15 protein-coding genes are annotated in these 20,545 nt (G+C 52.6%); 10 read left to right on the top strand and 5 right to left on the bottom strand.

Annotation, left to right across the window (positions count from 1 at the left end; genetic code table 11):
• The first annotated feature begins 365 nt into the window (after positions 1–365).
• The gene (pckA, locus tag RGV86_RS14445; protein ID WP_001309803.1) at positions 366–1,988 is read left to right on the top strand and encodes a phosphoenolpyruvate carboxykinase (ATP); all 1,623 of its coding nucleotides are present in this window, start codon (positions 366–368) and stop codon (positions 1,986–1,988) included.
• A gap of 76 nt (positions 1,989–2,064) precedes the next feature.
• Here pckA and envZ read toward each other — a convergent pair whose 3' ends face one another.
• Together envZ and ompR are read right to left on the bottom strand one after the other, a co-directional pair.
• Positions 2,065–3,417 carry a two-component system sensor histidine kinase EnvZ gene (envZ, locus tag RGV86_RS14440; protein ID WP_001253701.1) on the bottom strand — a complete coding sequence of 451 codons (1,353 nt, stop codon included), beginning with the start codon at positions 3,415–3,417 and terminating at the stop codon, positions 2,065–2,067.
• A complete protein-coding gene (gene ompR / locus RGV86_RS14435; protein ID WP_001157751.1) occupies positions 3,414–4,133 on the bottom strand; it encodes an osmolarity response regulator transcription factor OmpR in 720 nt (239 codons plus the stop codon). The genes envZ and ompR overlap by 4 nt, the downstream gene beginning before the upstream one ends.
• 227 nt (positions 4,134–4,360) lie before the next feature.
• Between ompR and greB the strand changes: the two genes are divergently transcribed.
• The 6 genes from greB to rpnA all read left to right on the top strand — a co-directional run bounded on the left by greB (position 4,361) and on the right by rpnA (position 11,738).
• Positions 4,361–4,837 carry a transcription elongation factor GreB gene (greB, locus tag RGV86_RS14430; protein WP_000856744.1) on the top strand — a complete coding sequence of 159 codons (477 nt, stop codon included), beginning with the start codon at positions 4,361–4,363 and terminating at the stop codon, positions 4,835–4,837.
• Between the two features lie 96 nt (positions 4,838–4,933).
• A complete protein-coding gene (locus tag RGV86_RS14425) occupies positions 4,934–7,255 on the top strand; it encodes a Tex family protein (protein WP_085461338.1) in 2,322 nt (773 codons plus the stop codon).
• 573 nt (positions 7,256–7,828) lie between these two features.
• Positions 7,829–8,056 carry a ferrous iron transporter A gene (gene feoA / locus RGV86_RS14420; RefSeq protein ID WP_001200455.1) on the top strand — a complete coding sequence of 76 codons (228 nt, stop codon included), beginning with the start codon at positions 7,829–7,831 and terminating at the stop codon, positions 8,054–8,056.
• Positions 8,057–8,072: 16 nt separating this feature from the next.
• On the top strand, positions 8,073–10,394 hold the full coding sequence (gene feoB, locus RGV86_RS14415) for a Fe(2+) transporter permease subunit FeoB (protein WP_085461339.1): 2,322 nt from the start codon (positions 8,073–8,075) through the stop codon (positions 10,392–10,394).
• A gap of 10 nt (positions 10,395–10,404) precedes the next feature.
• The gene (feoC, locus tag RGV86_RS14410; protein ID WP_000157593.1) at positions 10,405–10,641 is read left to right on the top strand and encodes a [Fe-S]-dependent transcriptional repressor FeoC; all 237 of its coding nucleotides are present in this window, start codon (positions 10,405–10,407) and stop codon (positions 10,639–10,641) included.
• Between the two features lie 203 nt (positions 10,642–10,844).
• Positions 10,845–11,738, top strand: coding sequence for a recombination-promoting nuclease RpnA (gene rpnA, locus RGV86_RS14405; RefSeq protein ID WP_000039075.1), 894 nt, complete (start codon positions 10,845–10,847; stop codon positions 11,736–11,738).
• 218 nt (positions 11,739–11,956) lie between these two features.
• On the opposite strand, the gene bioH is transcribed toward rpnA, so the two are convergent.
• Positions 11,957–12,727, bottom strand: a complete 771-nt coding sequence (gene bioH / locus RGV86_RS14395) for a pimeloyl-ACP methyl ester esterase BioH (RefSeq protein WP_085461340.1) — start codon at positions 12,725–12,727, stop codon at positions 11,957–11,959.
• 37 nt (positions 12,728–12,764) lie between these two features.
• On the opposite strand from bioH, the gene gntX reads away from it, so the two are divergent.
• From gntX to gntT, 3 genes are all read left to right on the top strand, one after another.
• Positions 12,765–13,448: a DNA utilization protein GntX gene (gntX, locus tag RGV86_RS14390; protein ID WP_010348483.1), complete on the top strand. Its 684-nt coding sequence runs from the start codon at positions 12,765–12,767 to the stop codon at positions 13,446–13,448.
• Between the two features lie 58 nt (positions 13,449–13,506).
• Positions 13,507–14,082: a Fe-S biogenesis protein NfuA gene (gene nfuA, locus RGV86_RS14385; protein WP_000619389.1), complete on the top strand. Its 576-nt coding sequence runs from the start codon at positions 13,507–13,509 to the stop codon at positions 14,080–14,082.
• A 342-nt stretch (positions 14,083–14,424) separates the two neighbouring features.
• Positions 14,425–15,741, top strand: a complete 1,317-nt coding sequence (gene gntT / locus RGV86_RS14380; protein WP_001131744.1) for a gluconate transporter — start codon at positions 14,425–14,427, stop codon at positions 15,739–15,741.
• A gap of 101 nt (positions 15,742–15,842) precedes the next feature.
• Here the strand turns inward: gntT and malQ are convergent, their stop codons facing one another.
• Together malQ and malP are read right to left on the bottom strand one after the other, a co-directional pair.
• Entirely contained in the window at positions 15,843–17,927 is a 2,085-nt protein-coding gene (malQ, locus tag RGV86_RS14375) for a 4-alpha-glucanotransferase (protein ID WP_085461341.1), read from the bottom strand.
• Positions 17,928–17,936: 9 nt separating this feature from the next.
• Positions 17,937–20,330: a maltodextrin phosphorylase gene (gene malP / locus RGV86_RS14370; protein WP_000081935.1), complete on the bottom strand. Its 2,394-nt coding sequence runs from the start codon at positions 20,328–20,330 to the stop codon at positions 17,937–17,939.
• Positions 20,331–20,545: the final 215 nt, after the last annotated feature.

Raw genomic sequence — 20,545 nt, 5'->3', positions numbered from 1 at the left:
AGAATCAAAAGGAGAGGTAATTATCGCATCCAGGCTGGACTAATTTGTTTTTCTCAGAAAGTAATCAAAAAAAGTTAGCGTGGTGAATCGATACTTTACTCGTTGAATTTGCATCAATTTCACTCAGGAATGCGATTACACTCGCAACATTCTCGCCATATAAACCAAGTTTTAACCTTTTAAGAACATTTTCCACACCTAAAATGCTATTTCTGCGATAATAGCTACCGTTTCGTGACAGGAATCACGGAGTTTTGTCAAATATGAATTTCTCCAGATACGTAAATCTATGAGCCTTGTCGCGGTTAACACCCCCAAAAAGACTTTACTATTCAGGCAATACATATTGGCTAAGGAGCAGTGAAATGCGCGTTAACAATGGTTTGACCCCGCAAGAACTCGAGGCTTATGGTATCAGTGACGTACATGATATCGTTTACAACCCAAGCTACGACCTGCTGTATCAGGAAGAGCTCGATCCGAGCCTGACCGGTTATGAGCGCGGGGTGTTAACTAATCTGGGCGCCGTTGCCGTCGATACCGGAATCTTCACCGGCCGTTCACCAAAAGATAAGTATATCGTCCGTGACGATACCACTCGCGATACCTTCTGGTGGGCAGACAAAGGCAAAGGTAAGAACGACAACAAACCTCTCTCCCCTGAAACCTGGCAACATCTGAAAGGCCTGGTAACCAAACAGCTTTCCGGCAAACGTCTGTTCGTTGTAGACGCATTCTGTGGCGCTAACCCGGATACTCGTCTTTCCGTCCGGTTCATCACCGAAGTGGCCTGGCAGGCGCATTTCGTCAAGAACATGTTTATTCGCCCGAGCGATGAAGAGCTGGCAGGTTTCAAACCAGACTTTATCGTTATGAACGGCGCGAAGTGCACTAACCCGCAGTGGAAAGAACAGGGTCTGAACTCTGAAAACTTCGTCGCGTTTAACCTGACTGAGCGTATGCAGTTAATTGGCGGCACCTGGTACGGCGGCGAAATGAAGAAAGGGATGTTCTCGATGATGAACTACCTGCTGCCGCTGAAAGGCATTGCCTCCATGCACTGCTCCGCCAACGTTGGCGAGAAAGGCGACGTTGCAGTGTTCTTCGGCCTTTCTGGCACGGGTAAAACCACCCTTTCCACCGACCCGAAACGCCGTCTGATTGGCGATGACGAACACGGCTGGGACGATGACGGCGTGTTTAACTTCGAAGGCGGCTGCTACGCGAAAACCATCAAGCTGTCGAAAGAAGCGGAACCCGAAATCTACAACGCTATCCGTCGCGATGCGCTGCTGGAAAACGTCACCGTGCGTGAAGATGGCACTATCGACTTTGACGATGGTTCAAAAACCGAGAACACCCGCGTTTCTTATCCGATCTATCACATCGAAAACATCGTTAAGCCGGTCTCCAAAGCAGGCCACGCAACTAAAGTTATCTTCCTGACCGCAGATGCTTTCGGCGTATTGCCGCCGGTTTCTCGTCTGACTGCCGATCAAACTCAGTACCACTTCCTCTCTGGCTTCACCGCCAAACTGGCCGGTACTGAACGCGGCATCACCGAACCGACGCCAACCTTCTCCGCCTGCTTCGGCGCGGCGTTCCTGTCGCTGCACCCGACTCAGTACGCAGAAGTGCTGGTGAAACGTATGCAGGCGGCGGGCGCGCAGGCGTATCTGGTTAACACCGGCTGGAACGGCACTGGCAAACGTATCTCCATTAAAGATACCCGCGCCATTATCGACGCTATTCTGAATGGTTCGCTGGATAACGCAGAAACCTTCACTCTGCCGATGTTTAACCTGGCGATCCCGACAGAACTGCCGGGCGTTGACACTAAGATCCTTGATCCGCGTAACACCTACGCTTCTCCGGAACAGTGGCAGGAAAAAGCCGAAACCCTGGCGAAACTGTTTATCGACAACTTCGATAAATACACCGACACCCCAGCGGGTGCCGCGCTGGTAGCGGCTGGTCCGAAACTGTAATGATTTGAAGCTGGAGAATATCTATCCAGTATCTTATAGAAAGCAAAACGGGAGGCACCTTCGCCTCCCGTTTTATTTACCCTTCTTTTGTCGCACCCTGCGCCCGCGTTACCGGCAATGGCAGCCAGGCGCGAATGGAAAGCCCGCCCCGCTCGCTGGTGCCAAGTTCCAGCATCCCGTTATGGTTATCGATAATCCGCTGCACAATCGCCAGCCCTAAGCCAGTGCCACTGATAGTGCGCGCACTGTCACCACGGACAAACGGCTGGAACAGGTGCTTACGCTGCTCCGGTTCAATCCCTGGGCCGTCATCTTCCACTTGGAACCAGGCGCGATTCGGCTCCGTTCCACTGCTGACTTTAATCCAGCCATTGCCGTAGCGGGCGGCGTTCACTACCATATTCGCCACCGCGCGTTTGATCGACAGAGGGTGCATTTTCACCTCAATGCTGCCCGGCTCAAGCGCGGTATCAATTTCCCGCTCATAGCCACTTTCGGCGGCAATCACCTCACCAAGCACAGCGTTAAGATCCGCCAGTTCCATCGGCATCTCCTGCCCGGTGCGCAGGTAGTCGATAAATTGCTCAATGATGGCGTTGCACTCTTCGATATCTTTATTGATCGATTCTGCCAGGTAGCCATCCTGCTCGCTCATCATCTCAGTCGCCAGGCGAATACGCGTCAGCGGCGTGCGCAGGTCGTGGCTTACCCCTGCCATCAGCAATGTGCGGTCATCTGCCAGTTGCTTAACGCCTGCCGCCATATGGTTGAAGGCGCGGGTAACCGAACGCACCTCCGAAGCGCCATATTCACGCAGCGGCGGCGGAATAATCCCCTTACCCACCTGCAAAGCAGCATGTTCGAGATCGACTAAGGGTCGGTTCTGAATACGAATAAATAGCCACGCGCCGCCTATTGCTAACAGCATTATCGCCAGCGTATAGCGGAACAGCGGGGAGAAATCGCCCTGATGAATTTCGGTCAGCGGCACACGTACCCAGATATTGGGCGACAGCCAGGTTTTCAGCCAGACGACAGGCGAACTTTTGTTGACCTCGACGCGGACTTCCGTCGGGCCGCCAAGCTGCTGCGCCATCTGATGGCTTAAGAATTCGTAGTGTTGCGCCCAACGCAGCCCGGCCTCTTCAGCAGCCTCGTTGGAGTAGAGAGAGATCCCCAGCTCACGGTAGATCTCCCGACGGAAAGCGGGAGGCACAACCAACTGCGTGCCGTCCTCCAGTTGCAGTTTGTCGGTCATCAGCATACGCACTTCGTAAGCGAGGACTTTATTAAACTGCTGGAGGCTCGGCAAAATCGCGAAGTTCAGCACCACCAGATAAGTCGTCACCAGGCTGACAAACAGCAAGGTGACGATGAGCAATAACGTGCGGGCAAATGAACTTCGTGGCGAGAAGCGCAATCGCCTCATGCTTTAGAACCGTCCGGCACGAAGACGTAGCCCAGACCCCAGACGGTCTGAATGTAACGTGGATGTGCCGGATCTTCTTCCACCATGCGGCGCAGACGCGAGATCTGCACGTCGATGGAGCGTTCCATTGCAGAATATTCACGGCCACGGGCAAGGTTCATCAGCTTATCGCGGGACAGCGGCTCACGCGGATGGCTGACCAGCGCCTTCAGTACCGCAAATTCACCGCTGGTGAGCGGCATCGGCTCATCTTCGCGGAACATTTCACGCGTACCGAGGTTTAGTTTGAACTTACCAAAAGCAATTACTGCTTCTTCCTGTGACGGCGCGCCCGGCAGTTCGTTCGCCTGACGACGCAGCACTGCACGAATACGAGCCAGCAGCTCGCGCGGGTTAAACGGTTTTGGAATATAGTCGTCAGCGCCAATCTCCAGGCCAACGATACGGTCTACTTCTTCCCCTTTCGCCGTCACCATAATGATCGGCATCGGGTTACTCTGGCTACGAAGACGTCGGCAAATCGACAAGCCATCTTCACCAGGTAACATCAAATCCAGTACCATAAGATGGAAAGATTCACGAGTCAGCAGGCGATCCATCTGTTCTGCATTAGCGACGCTTCGAACCTGGAAGCCTTGTTCGGTGAGATAACGCTCCAGCAGCGCGCGCAGGCGCATGTCGTCATCGACCACCAGAATCTTGTAGTTCTCTTGCATTCTTTGTACTCCCAAAGGTTCGCAACAATTTGTAAGCGTGTATTCTTAAAAAAGCTTACGTTCGTCACCAGCAAAATCTGGTATGAATTTCAGCCTAAATTGTTACAAAGCATATTAAACAGCAGCTTAAGTATACAATTTATTCGGCGAAACATTATTGATTCTGTTGATATGATCACGTTATACCCAATGTGCGCATTATCAAACAGACAAAGGGAATCAACGAGATGAAAACGCCCCTGGTTACCCGGGAAGGGTATGAAAAACTCAAACAAGAGCTAAATTACCTCTGGCGTGAAGAACGCCCGGAGGTCACAAAAAAGGTGACCTGGGCTGCAAGTCTGGGCGACCGCAGTGAAAATGCTGACTATCAGTATAATAAAAAGCGCCTGCGTGAAATCGACCGTCGCGTGCGCTATCTCACTAAATGCATGGAAAATCTCAAAATCGTCGATTATTCCCCGCAGCAGGAAGGCAAGGTCTTCTTTGGCGCTTGGGTAGAGATTGAAAACGACGATGGCGTGACTCACCGTTTTAGAATTGTCGGCTACGATGAAATTTTTGGTCGTAAAGATTACATCTCTATCGATTCCCCGATGGCTCGCGCATTGCTGAAAAAAGAAGTGGGCGATCTGGCGGTGGTGAATACGCCTGCCGGGGAAGCGAGCTGGTATGTTAATGCCATCGAGTACGTGAAACCGTAAGGAAGAGTCTTAACCTCCAGCCTTTGGCTGGCATTTTTGCCAGCCAGTCCGTATAACTATCCCCTGATTTTTGATCCGAAAAGATGAACTCAAACCATGATGAATGATTCGTTCTGCCGCATTATTGCGGGTGAAATTCAGGCGCGCCCGGAACAGGTTGAAGCCGCCGTTCGCCTGCTTGACGAAGGGAATACCGTGCCGTTTATCGCACGTTATCGTAAGGAAATCACCGGCGGTCTGGATGACACGCAGTTGCGTAATCTGGAAACGCGTCTGAGCTACCTGCGCGAGCTGGAAGAGAGACGTCAGGCGATCCTCAAGTCCATTTCTGAGCAAGGTAAACTCACCGATGAGCTGGCGAATGCCATCAACGCCACCTTAAGCAAAACCGAACTCGAAGACCTCTATCTGCCCTACAAACCTAAACGTCGCACCCGTGGGCAAATCGCCATTGAAGCAGGTCTTGAGCCGTTGGCTGACCTGCTGTGGAACGATCCGTCACATACGCCGGAAGTCGCCGCCGCACAATATGTTGATGCCGATAAAGGCGTGGCAGATACCAAAGCCGCGCTGGACGGCGCGCGCTACATTCTGATGGAACGTTTTGCCGAAGATGCCGCTCTCCTGGCGAAAGTCCGTGATTATCTGTGGAAGAACGCGCATTTGGTTTCTACGGTGGTGAGCGGTAAAGAAGAGGAAGGGGCGAAATTCCGCGACTATTTCGATCATCACGAACCGCTGTCAACGGTGCCTTCTCACCGCGCACTGGCGATGTTCCGTGGTCGTAACGAAGGCATACTCCAGCTTTCGCTGAATGCCGATCCACAGTTCGATGAGCCGCCGAAAGAGAGCTATTGCGAGCAAATCATCATGGATCATCTCGGCCTGCGCCTGAACAATGCCCCGGCGGATAGCTGGCGTAAAGGCGTGGTGAGCTGGACGTGGCGCATCAAGGTACTGATGCACCTGGAAACCGAACTGATGGGCACCGTGCGCGAACGTGCGGAAGATGAAGCGATTAACGTCTTTGCCCGTAACCTGCACGATCTGCTGATGGCTGCCCCCGCTGGACTGCGTGCGACGATGGGGCTCGATCCGGGTCTGCGCACCGGGGTAAAAGTCGCGGTGGTCGATGCAACCGGCAAACTGGTGGCGACCGACACCATTTATCCGCACACCGGGCAAGCCGCAAAAGCAGCGATGACCGTTGCTGCGCTGTGTGAAAAACATAACGTTGAACTGGTAGCAATTGGTAACGGTACGGCTTCCCGCGAAACCGAGCGTTTCTATCTCGACGTACAGAAGCAGTTCCCGAAAGTAACGGCGCAGAAAGTGATCGTCAGCGAAGCAGGCGCATCGGTTTACTCGGCTTCCGAGCTGGCAGCGCAGGAGTTCCCGGAGCTCGATGTTTCGCTGCGTGGCGCAGTGTCTATCGCCCGTCGTTTGCAGGATCCGCTGGCAGAACTGGTGAAAATCGATCCGAAATCTATCGGCGTGGGTCAGTATCAGCATGATGTTAGCCAGTCGCAGCTGGCTCGCAAACTGGACGCAGTGGTGGAAGACTGCGTTAACGCCGTTGGCGTTGATCTCAACACCGCTTCCGTTCCGCTGTTAACCCGCGTGGCGGGCCTGACGCGCATGATGGCGCAAAACATAGTTGCCTGGCGTGACGAGAACGGTCAGTTCCAGAACCGTCAGCAACTGTTAAAAGTGAGCCGCTTGGGGCCAAAAGCCTTTGAGCAGTGCGCGGGCTTCCTGCGTATTAACCACGGTGATAACCCGCTTGACGCTTCTACCGTTCACCCGGAAGCCTATCCGGTGGTTGAACGTATTCTGGCGGCAACACAGCAGGCGCTGAAAGATCTGATGGGTAACAGCAGCGAACTGCGTAACCTGAAAGCCTCTGACTTTACCGATGAGAAATTCGGTGTGCCGACGGTAACCGACATCATCAAAGAGCTGGAAAAACCGGGCCGCGACCCGCGTCCGGAATTTAAAACCGCTCAGTTTGCCGATGGCGTCGAGACAATGAACGATCTGCAACCGGGCATGATCCTCGAAGGCGCAGTCACCAACGTCACTAACTTTGGCGCGTTTGTCGATATCGGGGTGCATCAGGACGGCCTGGTTCACATCTCTTCATTGTCGAACAAGTTTGTGGAAGATCCGCATACCGTGGTGAAAGCGGGCGACATTGTGAAGGTGAAAGTGCTGGAAGTCGATCTTCAGCGTAAACGTATCGCCCTGACCATGCGTCTGGACGAGCAGCCAGGTGAAACCAACGCCCGTCGCGGCAGCGGTAACGATCGCCCGCAAAACAACCGCCCGGCAGCCAAACCGCGCGGTCGTGAAGCGCAGACAGCCGGTAACAGTGCGATGATGGATGCGCTGGCAGCGGCAATGGGTAAAAAGCGTTAAACACTATGACTGGCCTACGGTTCAGCTTTGCACGGGTTCGTAGGCCAGATAAGGCGTTCACGCCGCATCTGGCAATAAACGCCTTAACTGACATAAAAGTGCCGGAGAACATCTCCGGCATTTGAGATTGCTGACAAACTCGCTTACGGGTCAAAACAGGCACAACTTTCCCCCCTCTCCCTAGCCCTCTCCCCGATGGGGCGAGGGGACCGTCCGTGCACTTGCCTGGCTCCGGTATTTTTATTCCACAGCCAAAACCACAATATATTCCGCTAATATTTATCACATCATTAACAATTAAAACCTTAATTAAACATCAAGCCGCCCTAATAATTCGTCACTCGAATTTTATTTTGCCCCAGATATAACCTTGAGCCATATCAACATTGAGTCAGATTATTATCTAAACCAACATTCGCACACATTTTAAGTATTGCTGATAGAAACCATTCTCATTATCATTGTACTGTTGATTATTTAATCTCTCCTTCGTTGGCAAATCATCTGGTCTCATGTCGCTGTCAAACGCCCCATGAGGTAGTTATCCAGTTAATGAGAAACAAGTAGGCACCTATGCAATACACTCCAGATACTGCGTGGAAAATCACTGGCTTTTCCCGTGAAATCAGCCCGGCATATCGTCAGAAGCTGCTTTCTCTTGGCATGTTACCTGGCTCCTCTTTTAATGTGGTGCGCGTCGCTCCACTCGGTGATCCCATTCATATCGAAACTCGCCGTGTGAGCCTGGTATTACGCAAAAAAGATCTGGCCTTATTAGAAGTGGAAGCGGTTTCCTGTTAATACGGTGAGAATAACAATGAAAAAATTAACCATTGGCTTAATTGGTAATCCAAATTCTGGCAAGACAACCTTATTTAACCAGCTCACCGGCGCACGTCAGCGTGTAGGAAACTGGGCTGGCGTTACCGTCGAACGTAAAGAGGGTCAGTTCTCCACCACCGATCATCAGGTCACCCTGGTTGACCTGCCCGGCACCTATTCTCTGACTACCATCTCATCGCAAACTTCGCTTGATGAGCAAATCGCCTGTCACTACATTTTGAGTGGCGACGCCGATCTGCTGATTAACGTGGTGGATGCGTCTAACCTTGAGCGTAACCTGTACCTGACGCTGCAACTGCTGGAACTCGGCATTCCCTGCATCGTGGCACTGAACATGCTCGACATTGCCGAGAAGCAAAATATTCGTATTGAAATTGATGCTCTGTCGGCGCGTCTTGGCTGCCCGGTGATCCCGCTGGTTTCCACGCGTGGTCGCGGTATCGAAGCCCTCAAACTGGCGGTCGATCGCTATAAAGCTAACGAGAACGTGGAACTGGTGCATTACGCCCAGCCGCTCATCAATGAAGCCGACGCGCTGGCAAAAGTAATGCCCTCTGACATCCCGCTGAAACATCGCCGCTGGCTGGGTCTGCAAATGTTGGAAGGCGATATCTACAGCCGCGCCTACGCCGGTGAAGCGTCGCAGCATCTGGATGCAGCCCTCGCCCGTCTGCGTAATGAGATGGACGATCCGGCGCTGCACATTGCCGATGCGCGTTACCAGTGTATTGCTGCCATCTGCGATGTGGTGAGCAATACCCTGACGGCAGAACCCAGCCGTTTCACCACGGCAGTAGATAAAATCGTGCTCAACCGATTCCTCGGTCTGCCAATTTTCCTCTTTGTGATGTATCTGATGTTCCTGCTGGCTATCAACATCGGCGGGGCGTTACAGCCGCTGTTTGACGTCGGTTCCGTGGCACTCTTTGTGCATGGTATTCAGTGGATTGGCTACACGCTCCACTTCCCTGACTGGCTGACTATCTTCCTCGCCCAGGGGCTGGGTGGCGGTATTAACACCGTTCTGCCACTGGTGCCGCAGATCGGCATGATGTACCTGTTCCTCTCCTTCCTCGAGGACTCCGGGTATATGGCGAGAGCGGCATTTGTGATGGACCGTCTGATGCAAGCGTTGGGTCTGCCAGGGAAATCCTTTGTGCCGTTGATCGTTGGCTTCGGTTGTAACGTACCGTCGGTGATGGGTGCGCGCACTCTTGATGCTCCGCGTGAACGTCTGATGACTATCATGATGGCGCCATTTATGTCCTGCGGTGCTCGTCTGGCAATCTTCGCAGTATTTGCTGCCGCGTTCTTCGGGCAGAATGGCGCGCTGGCTGTGTTCTCACTGTATGTCATCGGTATTGTGATGGCGGTACTGACGGGTCTGATGCTCAAATACACCATTATGCGCGGTGAAGCGACGCCGTTTGTCATGGAGCTACCGGTCTATCACGTACCACACATTAAGAGTCTGATTATCCAGACCTGGCAGCGTTTGAAAGGCTTCGTTCTGCGCGCCGGTAAAGTGATTATCATCGTCAGCATTTTCCTGAGCGCATTCAACAGCTTCTCGCTGAGTGGGAAAATCGTCGATAACATCAACGACTCGGCGCTGGCCTCTGTCAGCCGCGTGATCACTCCAGTCTTCAAGCCGATTGGCGTGCATGAAGATAACTGGCAGGCAACGGTTGGACTGTTTACTGGCGCAATGGCGAAAGAAGTGGTGGTGGGTACTCTCAACACCCTCTATACCGCAGAAAACATTCAGGACGAAGAGTTCAATCCGGCGGAATTTAACCTCGGTGAAGAGCTGTTCAGCGCGGTAGATGAAACCTGGCAGAGCCTGAAAGACACCTTCAGCCTTAGCGTACTGATGAACCCAATTGAAGCCAGCAAAGGCGACGGCGAAATGGGTACTGGGGCAATGGGCGTGATGGATGAGAAATTCGGTAGCGCGGCGGCTGCTTACAGCTATCTGATATTCGTCCTGCTGTATGTACCTTGCATTTCGGTGATGGGTGCCATTGCCCGTGAATCAAGCCGTGGCTGGATGGGCTTCTCCATCCTGTGGGGGCTGAATATCGCTTACTCGCTGGCAACATTGTTCTATCAGGTCGCCAGCTACAGCCAGCACCCAACTTACAGCCTGGTGTGCATTCTGGCGGTTGTCCTGTTTAACATCGTGGTTATTGGCCTGCTGCGCCGCGCGCGTAGTCGAGTCGATATCGAACTACTGGCAAGCCGCAAAACGGTAAGCAGTTGCTGCGCAGCCAGCACCACTGGCGATTGCCACTAAGGACACGGCAATGGCTTCGCTCATTCAGGTGCGTGATTTGCTGGCGTTACGGGGTCGTATGGAAGCAACCCAGATCAGCCAGACGCTGAACACCCCGCAGCCGATGATTAACGCTATGCTGCAACAGCTGGAAAATATGGGCAAAGCGGTACGGATTCAGGAAGAACCTGATGGCTGCCTCTCTGGCAGTTGTAAAAGCTGCCCGGAAGGAAAAGCCTGTCTGCGTGAGTGGTGGATGCTGCGTTAACCTTGTTTCATCGTTCGTTTTGAAAAGCCCGGTATGCATTAGCTACCGGGCTTTTTTGCGTGCGGCTTTCCATAAAAATGCAACTCTTGCAGCATGGAGTAAGTTCCTCTGAAAGCGTCTCGCAGGGATGAAAACTTGCTGATGCACAGCCGTGGAGTGGCGCGTAAAGTCTCGGCATTCAAAAAAACAGGTGAAGGAACGCCATGAGCAAAAAACAGAGTTCCACCCCACACGATGCGCTGTTCAAACTCTTTTTACGCCAACCGGACACGGCACGCGATTTTCTTGCGTTCCATTTACCGGCACCCATCCACGCGCTCTGTGATATGAAAACCCTCAAGCTGGAGTCGAGCAGCTTTATCGATGACGATCTGCGTGAAAGCTATTCCGACGTGCTGTGGTCGGTGAAAACGGAGCAAGGGCCAGGATATATCTATTGCCTGATTGAACATCAAAGCACCTCAAACAGACTGATCGCATTTCGCATGATGCGTTATGCCATTGCCGCAATGCAAAACCACCTTGATGCAGGATACAAAACGTTGCCGATGGTCGTACCGTTGTTGTTTTACCACGGCATTGAAAGCCCCTATCCCTATTCGCTGTGTTGGCTGGATTGTTTCGCCGATCCCAAACTGGCAAGGCAGATTTATGCCTCGGCATTTCCGCTGATTGATGTCACCGTCATGCCTGATGATGAAATCATACAGCACCGACGCATGGCGCTGCTGGAGTTAATTCAAAAACATATTCGTCAACGCGACCTGATGGGGCTGGTAGAGCAAATGGCTTGCTTATTAAGTAGTGGGTACGCTAATGACAGACAAATCAAAGGGCTGTTTAATTACATACTACAAACTGGCGATGCGGTACGTTTTAACGATTTTATCGACGGCGTTGCCGAACGTTCACCGAAACACAAGGAGAGTTTAGTGACTATTGCGGAAAGATTGCGGCAGGAAGGGTTTCAGAACGGTATACGTACCAACGCCCTAAATATTGCCAAAACCATGCTGGATGCCGGAGTCTCTCTTGAGGACGTTCTGCGATTTACCAGCCTGACGGTTGAAGACCTTGCTGAAATAGATCATCAATAACGTAAAGGATGGTTTTAATGACAGATGCAGAAAGAGAATATCTTATTAGTTACCTGATTGGTTATTTATTGGGTCGACGCCTGGAAGCCCTGGATATCGCCAAAAGAATGCTGTAATCCGGAGTCCCTCTTGCAGATATCATGCGCTTTACCGGGGTGTCAGAAGAAGAGTTGGCTGCGGCGAGTCAGGAAGTTCTGTCTCGCCATTTCTAAAGCCACCTACACCCTCTGCTTCAACGCTACCAGCTGCTGACAAAACTCGTCTGGATGCGAAATAAACGGCGCATGAGCCGCTTTGGCGAAGATATATGATTCGCTGTGCGGCCAGAGTTCATCCAGCATCGGCACTACTTTGCGCGGCACCAGACCGTCGAGATAACCATACAATCGCAAAAACGGCATTGGTACATTTTGCAGCGGATAACGAAGATCGACCGTTTTCAGGATTTCCAGCCCACCATTGAGCACGTCAACCTCCGGCATCGGTAATGCCAGAACGGTTTTCTTCAGCGCCCGCGCATCCTGGCGCGCCGTTTCTGTCCCCATGGTTTGCAACGCAAGGAAACGCTCCACCGTACGCTGAAAATCTTCACTTAGCTGCTGCTGGAAACCCGCCAGCACATCCGGTTTTATCCCCGGACACCCATCACGGGCACTAAAACATGGCGACGATGCTACAGTGACCAGCGCCTGAACACGCTCGGGATAGGCTAATGCAATCTGACTTGCCACCAGCCCGCCCAGGCTCCAGCCTAACCAAATGGCTTTATCCGGTGCCTGTTGCAGCACGACATCAGCCATGTCAGCAAGCGACATCGCACCAAATCCCTGACTGCGCCCGAAGCCAGGCAGATCAACAAGATGTAACGTAAAATGCGAGCTAAGTTCCTCGTCAATGCAACGCCACACTTCGGCATTCAGTCCCCATCCGTGCAGCAGCACAAGATGAACATTCCCCTGACCTTTGGTCTGCCACCAGATGTTATTCATCCGCTATTGTTCTCTTTTCACTTACAAGGATGAACATATGCTAACAGTACCGGGATTATGCTGGCTATGCCGAATGCCGCTGGCGCTAGGTCATTGGGGGATTTGTTCGGTCTGCTCCCGCGCCGCACGTACAGATAAAATGCTATGCCCGCAATGTGGATTACCAGCTACACACTCGTATCTCCCCTGTGGTCGTTGCCTGCAAAAACCACCGCCGTGGCAAAGACTGGTAACCATCGCCAATTATGCGCCGCCGTTAAGCCCGCTCATCCACCAGCTTAAGTTTTCCCGCCGCAGTGAAATCGCCAGTGCGCTAGCACGTTTGTTACTGTTGGAAGTCTTACACGCCCGTCGCACCAGCGAATTACATCTGCCGGATCGCATCGTCAGTGTCCCGCTATGGCGGCATCGCCACTGGCGTCGGGGATTTAATCAGAGCGATTTGCTGTGTCAGCCGTTATCACGCTGGTTGCACTGCCAATGGGATAGCGAAGCCGTCACACGAACAAGAGCCACTGCGCCCCAGCATTTTCTCAACGCCCGTCTGCGCAAGCGCAACCTGAAAAATGCCTTTCGCCTTGAATTGCCCGTGCAAGGTCTCCATATGGTGATTGTGGATGATGTCGTTACCACCGGAAGTACCGTCGCAGAGATTGCGCAGTTGCTTTTACGCAATGGTGCGGCGACTGTCCAGGTCTGGTGCCTTTGTCGAACCTTGTAGAGCCTCGATGATGGGCGTATTATAACCAACTAAAATAGTCAACTATTAGGCCATTACTATGATCCGTATTTCCGATGCTGCACAAGCGCACTTTGCCAAACTGCTGGCAAACCAGGAAGAAGGGACACAAATCCGCGTATTTGTGATTAACCCTGGCACACCTAACGCTGAATGTGGCGTTTCTTATTGTCCGCCTGACGCTGTGGAAGCCACCGACACCGCCCTGAAATTTGACCTACTGACCGCGTATGTTGATGAGTTAAGCGCACCATACCTGGAAGATGCAGAGATCGACTTTGTTACCGACCAACTGGGTTCCCAGCTAACGCTGAAAGCACCGAACGCCAAAATGCGTAAAGTGGCTGACGATGCCCCGCTAATGGAGCGCGTGGAGTATATGCTGCAATCGCAGATTAACCCGCAGCTTGCCGGTCACGGTGGTCGCGTTTCGCTGATGGAAATCACCGAAGACGGTTACGCCATTCTACAATTTGGCGGCGGCTGTAACGGTTGTTCCATGGTCGACGTAACGCTGAAAGAAGGGATCGAAAAGCAGTTGCTGAACGAATTCCCGGAGCTGAAAGGTGTGCGCGATCTCACCGAACACCAGCGCGGCGAACACTCTTACTACTAAGTTATCCCCTCTTTTGTAGATTGCCCGATGCGACGCTAAAGCGTCTTATCGGGCTTTCGTTGTTCTTATGGCGCAGCTTTACTCCATCCCCTTCGTCTCCCCACGATAATATGACCAACCTCTCATAATTTAAATTTACCCCGCTCTGGTGATTCTCAAGCGCATTATGTTACCCGTATCATTCTCATGGGCACCAAACACACTCATAACATCTGACTACACTAATACGTTTTAGGGGTCATCAGCCGTGGTGCCGTTATATCTCTGTTCCCAGTTGGGACAACCAGGATTTGTCGTCAGAAACCTGACGTTACCCATAACAAATTAAAGGCCAGGTAAATCATGCCATTAGTCATTGTTGCTATCGGTGTAATCTTGTTATTACTCCTGATGATCCGCTTCAAAATGAACGGCTTCATCGCTCTCGTCCTCGTGGCGCTTGCTGTTGGATTAATGCAAGGGATGCCGCTGGATAAAGTTATTGGCTCTATCAAAGCCGGTGTCGGCGGGACGCTCGGTAGCCTTGCCCTGATCATGGGGTTTGGTGCGATGCTGGGCAAAATGCTGGCAGACTGTGGCGGCGCACAACGTATCGCCACCACGCTGATTGCCAAATTTGGTAAAAAACACATCCAGTGGGCAGTGGTATTAACCGGTTTTACCGTCGGTTTTGCCCTGTTCTATGAAGTAGGCTTCGTGCTGATGCTGCCGCTGGTATTCACCATCGCCGCTGCTGCAAATATCCCGCTGCTGTATGTTGGTGTACCAATGGCGGCTGCACTGTCTGTTACCCACGGCTTCCTGCCGCCGCATCCGGGTCCGACTGCGATTGCCACCATCTTCCAGGCCGATATGGGTAAAACCCTGCTGTACGGTACTATTCTGGCGATCCCGACCGTGATTCTCGCCGGTCCGGTTTACGCTCGCGTGCTGAAAGGCATTGATAAGCCGATCCCGGAAGGTCTGTACAGCGCGAAAACCTTTAGCGAAGAAGAGATGCCGAGCTTTGGCGTCAGCGTCTGGACTTCTCTGGTGCCAGTTGTACTAATGGCAATGCGTGCCATCGCTGAAATGATCCTGCCGAAAGGTCACGCTTTCCTGCCGGTAGCCGAGTTCCTCGGTGACCCGGTAATGGCAACGCTGATTGCCGTACTGATCGCGATGTTCACCTTTGGTCTGAACCGTGGTCGTTCGATGGATCAGATTAACGACACGCTGGTTTCTTCAATCAAAATCATCGCGATGATGCTGCTAATCATCGGTGGTGGCGGTGCGTTCAAGCAGGTGCTGGTAGACAGCGGCGTGGACAAATACATTGCTTCCATGATGCACGAAACCAACATTTCTCCGCTGCTGATGGCGTGGTCTATTGCCGCAGTGCTGCGTATCGCGCTGGGTTCTGCAACCGTTGCGGCAATCACTGCGGGTGGTATCGCGGCACCGCTGATTGCAACGACGGGTGTTAGCCCGGAGCTGATGGTTATTGCGGTTGGTTCCGGTAGTGTGATTTTCTCTCACGTGAACGATCCGGGCTTCTGGCTGTTCAAAGAGTACTTTAACCTGACTATCGGCGAGACCATCAAATCCTGGTCGATGCTGGAAACCATTATCTCAGTGTGCGGTCTGGTAGGCTGTCTGCTGCTGAATATGGTGATTTGATAATACTGACTGCCGGATATGGCGTGAATGCCTTATCCGGCTGCTCTAATGAGTAGGCCGGATAAGACGCATCAAGCGTCGCATCCGGCATCAACCGCACTTTACTTCTTCTTCGTTGCCGCCCTGCGCCGTCTGTCCAAATCCTTCAGCAACTTGTTCACACCATCATCGGCAAACATTGTCTCAAGCGTTGCGGAAAGCTTGCGTCGCCAGTTTTTGTACTGGTAGCTGGTTCCAGGAATATTTACCGGTTCGGCCATATCCAGCCAATCTTCTGGCTGTAGCCCTAACAGGGCACTGTTACTGTCGGCGATATAACGTTGCAAGCCACGATTAAGCGTCGGTGTCATCGACATTAGTGATGCCTTATGCCCGGCACGTTTTGGCAGACAGCCATATTTATGCAGCGCATCCAGCAGCCCTTGCTTCGCCAGTTCGCGATCCTGATACAAACCGCGCAGCACCACTTCATCCGGGTACAGCCCCAGTGTTTTGCCCAGCGTTAAATCCCCGCTCTCCCAGTAACCACGCAGCGTAGGCAGATCGTGTGTTGCCGCGACCGCCATCGACTGCTCCGGATACGCTTTTGGTGCGCGGAACGTCTTCTCGTGATCGCTTTCGAAATAGAGCACTTTGTAGGAGTAAACACCGCTACTGCGCAGCTTACCGACAATCTCTACCGGCACCGTACCAAGATCCTCGCCAATCACCATGCAGCGATGGCGTTTACTTTCCAGCGCCAGAATAGCGAGCAGATCATCCACCGGATAGTGGACATATGCCCCTTGATCCGCCGTTTCGCCATACGGTATCCACCACAAACGCAGCATCGACATTACATGGTCGATACGCAGCGCACCGCAGTTTTGCATGTTCGCGCGCAGTAGTTCGATAAAAGGTTCATAGGCGCGCGCGGTGATGATATGCGGATCCATCGGCGGCAATCCCCAGTTCTGCCCCAACGGGCCGAGGATATCCGGCGGCGCGCCAACCGACGCTTTCAGGCAATACAGTTCACGGTCGCACCAGGTTTCTGCCCCACCTTCCGCTACGCCAACCGCCAGATCACGGTACAAGCCAATCGGCATTTCATAGCCCTGGCTTATCTCCCAGCAGGCGGCAAACTGGCAGTAAGCCAGCCACTGCAACCAGAGATAAAAATCGACGTCATCACGATGTTCTTCGCAGAACTGACGCACTTCTGGTGAATCCACATTCTGGTACGCCTGCGGCCATGCTGGCCAACCCCAGCGCATTTCGTCCTCTTTAACTTGCTGGGCATGTAGCGCATCAAAGGCTGCCTGCCAGAACAAGCTATCGCCCTGCTCTGCAACAAACTGGCGAAACGCCGCCATCTGCTCATCATCACGTTGCGCGAAACCGTTCCACGCCATCCGCAATGCTGTCATTTTTAAGGCAGTAACCGTAGAGTAATCGACCCAGTCAGCATCCCGCGCCTGTTGCAGCGTCTGTTGCGTGGTCGGCATCTGCCACCAGGCCTGTGCCTCTTCGCTAAGATGGAAATCTTCGACGGCGTTAACGTCGATATAAACCACATTCAGCCAGCGGCGCGATGACGGACTATACGGGCTGGCGCTTTCAGGGTTTGCCGGATAGAGCGCATGAATCGGGTTCAGGCCGATGAAAGACCCGCCGCGTTTCGCCACATCCACCAGCATCGCTTTAAGATCGCCAAAATCCCCAATACCCCAGTTTTTTTCCGATCGCAGCGTATAAAGCTGAACGCAGGCACCCCACAGCTTTTGTTTATTCAGCAACGCCTGCGGTTCGTAACAGCGTTTCGGGGCGACAATCACCCGGCAATGTGCGCGCTGGTCGTCCTGGGTAAGCGTCAGCGTGTGATAACCTTCCGGCAGCTTCGTCGGTAGATTGAACGCTTTGCCCCCCGTTACATGGCCTTTGTACTGCGTTCCTTCTTCGGTGGTCAGCAGCCAGCTATATTCGCCGCTGCCTTCTACCGCCATCGACATTTTTTTGCCGCTGGTATAAACCATGACATTCGGGACTGGCGTTACCGCCACTTTCGTGGCGGTACTTCGATGCATCGCGTCAAGCAAACGCCGTTTGGTTTCGGCGCCAATCGACTGCGGTTTACCGTGGGCATTGATGTAATTGGGGCTGATCCCCGCCGCCAGCGCGGCATTATCCAGACGTTTGCTTTCCATCGAGCTTCCTTAGCGTTTTGCCTGCCAGATACGAGCCTGATAATCGCGAATAGAGCGATCCGAGCTAAACATACCGCAGCGGGCGGTATTGAGGATCGCCGCGCGAGTCCAGGCCTCCTGGTCGCGGTACAGCACATCCACCTGCTTTTGTGCCTCTACATAGGCTGCGAAATCCGCCATCACCAGATACGGATCGCCGCCCTGTTTGCCGATACTGTGCAGCATCTGGTCGAAGGCATGTTTATCACCGTCGCTGTATTTACCGCTTTCCAGCTCTTTCAACACGGCGTCCAGAACCTTATCTTTCTTCCGCCATTTCACTGGGTCGTAGCCTTTGGCCAGAATTGCCTTCACTTGTTCCACGGTATGACCAAAAATAAAGATATTTTCTTCACCGACCTTTTCGGCAATTTCAACGTTCGCACCATCCAGCGTACCCACGGTTAACGCGCCGTTGAGCGCCAGTTTCATGTTGCCAGTGCCGGAAGCTTCTTTCCCTGCCGTGGAGATCTGCTCGGAGATATCCGCCGCTGGGATCAGTTTTTCCGCTGCTGAGACACAATAATCCGGCAGGAACACCACCTTCAGTTTGTCGCCAACCTGCGGATCGTTGTTGATCACATCAGCCACTTTATTGATCGCAAAGATAATATTCTTCGCCAGGTAGTAGCCCGGCGCCGCTTTCGCGCCGAACAGGAATACGCGCGGTACGCGGTCGGCCTGCGGGTTCTCGCGAATTTCTTTATACAGCGCCAGAATATGCAGCAGATTCAGGTGCTGGCGTTTGTACTCATGCAGACGTTTGATCTGAATATCAAAAATCGCCTGCGGATTGATCTCAATACCGGTACGAGATTTCACAAACTCCGCCAGACGAACCTTATTCGCCTGTTTGATCTCGCGATATTGCTGACGGAATTTCGCGTCATCGGCGAATTTTTCCAGATGGATCAGTTGATCCAGATCGTTAACCCACTCTTTCTTCAGTGATTTATCCAGCAGCGCCGCCAGTGCCGGGTTGCACTGTTTGATCCAGCGACGTGGGGTAATGCCGTTAGTGACGTTATGGAATTTGTTCGGCCACAGCTGATGGTATTCAGGGAACAAGTCTTTCACTACCAGATCCGAGTGCAACGCTGCCACACCGTTCACCGCAAAGCCGCTTACCACACACATATTGGCCATGCGAACCTGTTTGTCATACACAACTGCCAGCTTTGCCCACACCGCTTTATCGCCCGGCCAGGTTTTTTCCACCAGTTTCTTAAAGCGGTTGTTGATTTCGTTGATTATCTGCATATGGCGCGGCAGCAGGGCTTTTACCAGTTTCTCATCCCAGCATTCCAGAGCTTCTGGCATCAAAGTATGGTTGGTGTAAGCGAAAGTTTTGCTGGTGATTGCCCAGGCGTCATCCCAGCTCATCTGGTGCTCATCGATCAGCACGCGCAGCAGTTCTGGAATAGCGATAGTCGGGTGGGTATCGTTCAGTTGAATAACTTCATACTCTGCCAGTTCGTGCAGTTTACGCCCCGCCAGATGATGGCGACGCAGAATATCCGCCACCGAACAGGCGCACTGGAAGTATTGCTGCATCAGGCGCAGCTTTTTACCCGCAGTGTGGTTGTCGTTTGGATAGAGGACTTTGGTCAGTTTTTCAGCGTTGATGCCTTGTTGTTCGGCACGCAGGAAGTCACCGTCATTAAATTTGGTGAGATTGAACGGATGAGCATGAGTCGCCTGCCACAAACGCAGCGGCTGTGCTACACCGTTGTGGTAGCCCAACACTGGAAGATCCCACGCTTGCCCGGTAATGGTAAATTCCGGTTCCCAGCGCCCCTCTTTCGTCACTTTGCCGCCGATGCCCACCTGCACATCCAGAGCTTCGTTATGACTAAACCATGGGTAGCTACCGCGATGCCAGTCGTCTGGCGCTTCAGACTGTTTACCATCGACAAAGGATTGACGGAATAAACCATACTGATAGTTAAGACCATAACCAGTGGCAGACTGCCCGACAGTCGCCATTGAGTCGAGGAAACACGCAGCCAGACGCCCCAGGCCACCGTTACCCAGCGCCGGGTCAATCTCTTCTTCTAACAGGTCAGTCAGGTTGATGTCATAAGGTTTCAGTGAATCCTGAACAGCCTGATACCAGCCGAGGTTTAACAGGTTGTTGCCCGTCAGACGCCCAATCAAAAACTCCATTGAGATGTAGTTAACATGGCGCTGATTCGCCGCCGGTTTAACGAAAGGCTGAGCTCGCAGCATTTCCGCCAGGGCTTCACTCACTGCCAACCACCACTGGCGAGGGGTCATCTCAGCCGCAGAAGTTAAACCATAACGCTGCCACTGGCGTGACAGTGCTTCCTGAAATTGCTTTTCATTAAAAATGGGTTGTGACATAGGAGTTCCAGTTTTCTTAGATATTAAACACAACGTTATCGTTAGTTTGCCAGGCTCCATGTTGACCTTCCTCATCCTACGGGGGATTAGGCGGGGAGGAGTGACGGGGATGAGCAAGAAAATGTGATCACGACCACTTAAAGGTAGTGCAATCAACTGCAAAAGTATCAGCTCAGTGCCAGAGAGCGCAGAAATCCTGCTATTAACAGTAAGAA

The organism is Escherichia ruysiae, from assembly GCF_031323975.1.
Lineage (GTDB): Bacteria > Pseudomonadota > Gammaproteobacteria > Enterobacterales > Enterobacteriaceae > Escherichia > Escherichia ruysiae.
The sequence above is the reverse complement of the archived record's forward strand: the minus strand, read 5'-3'. Positions and strand labels throughout refer to the sequence as shown.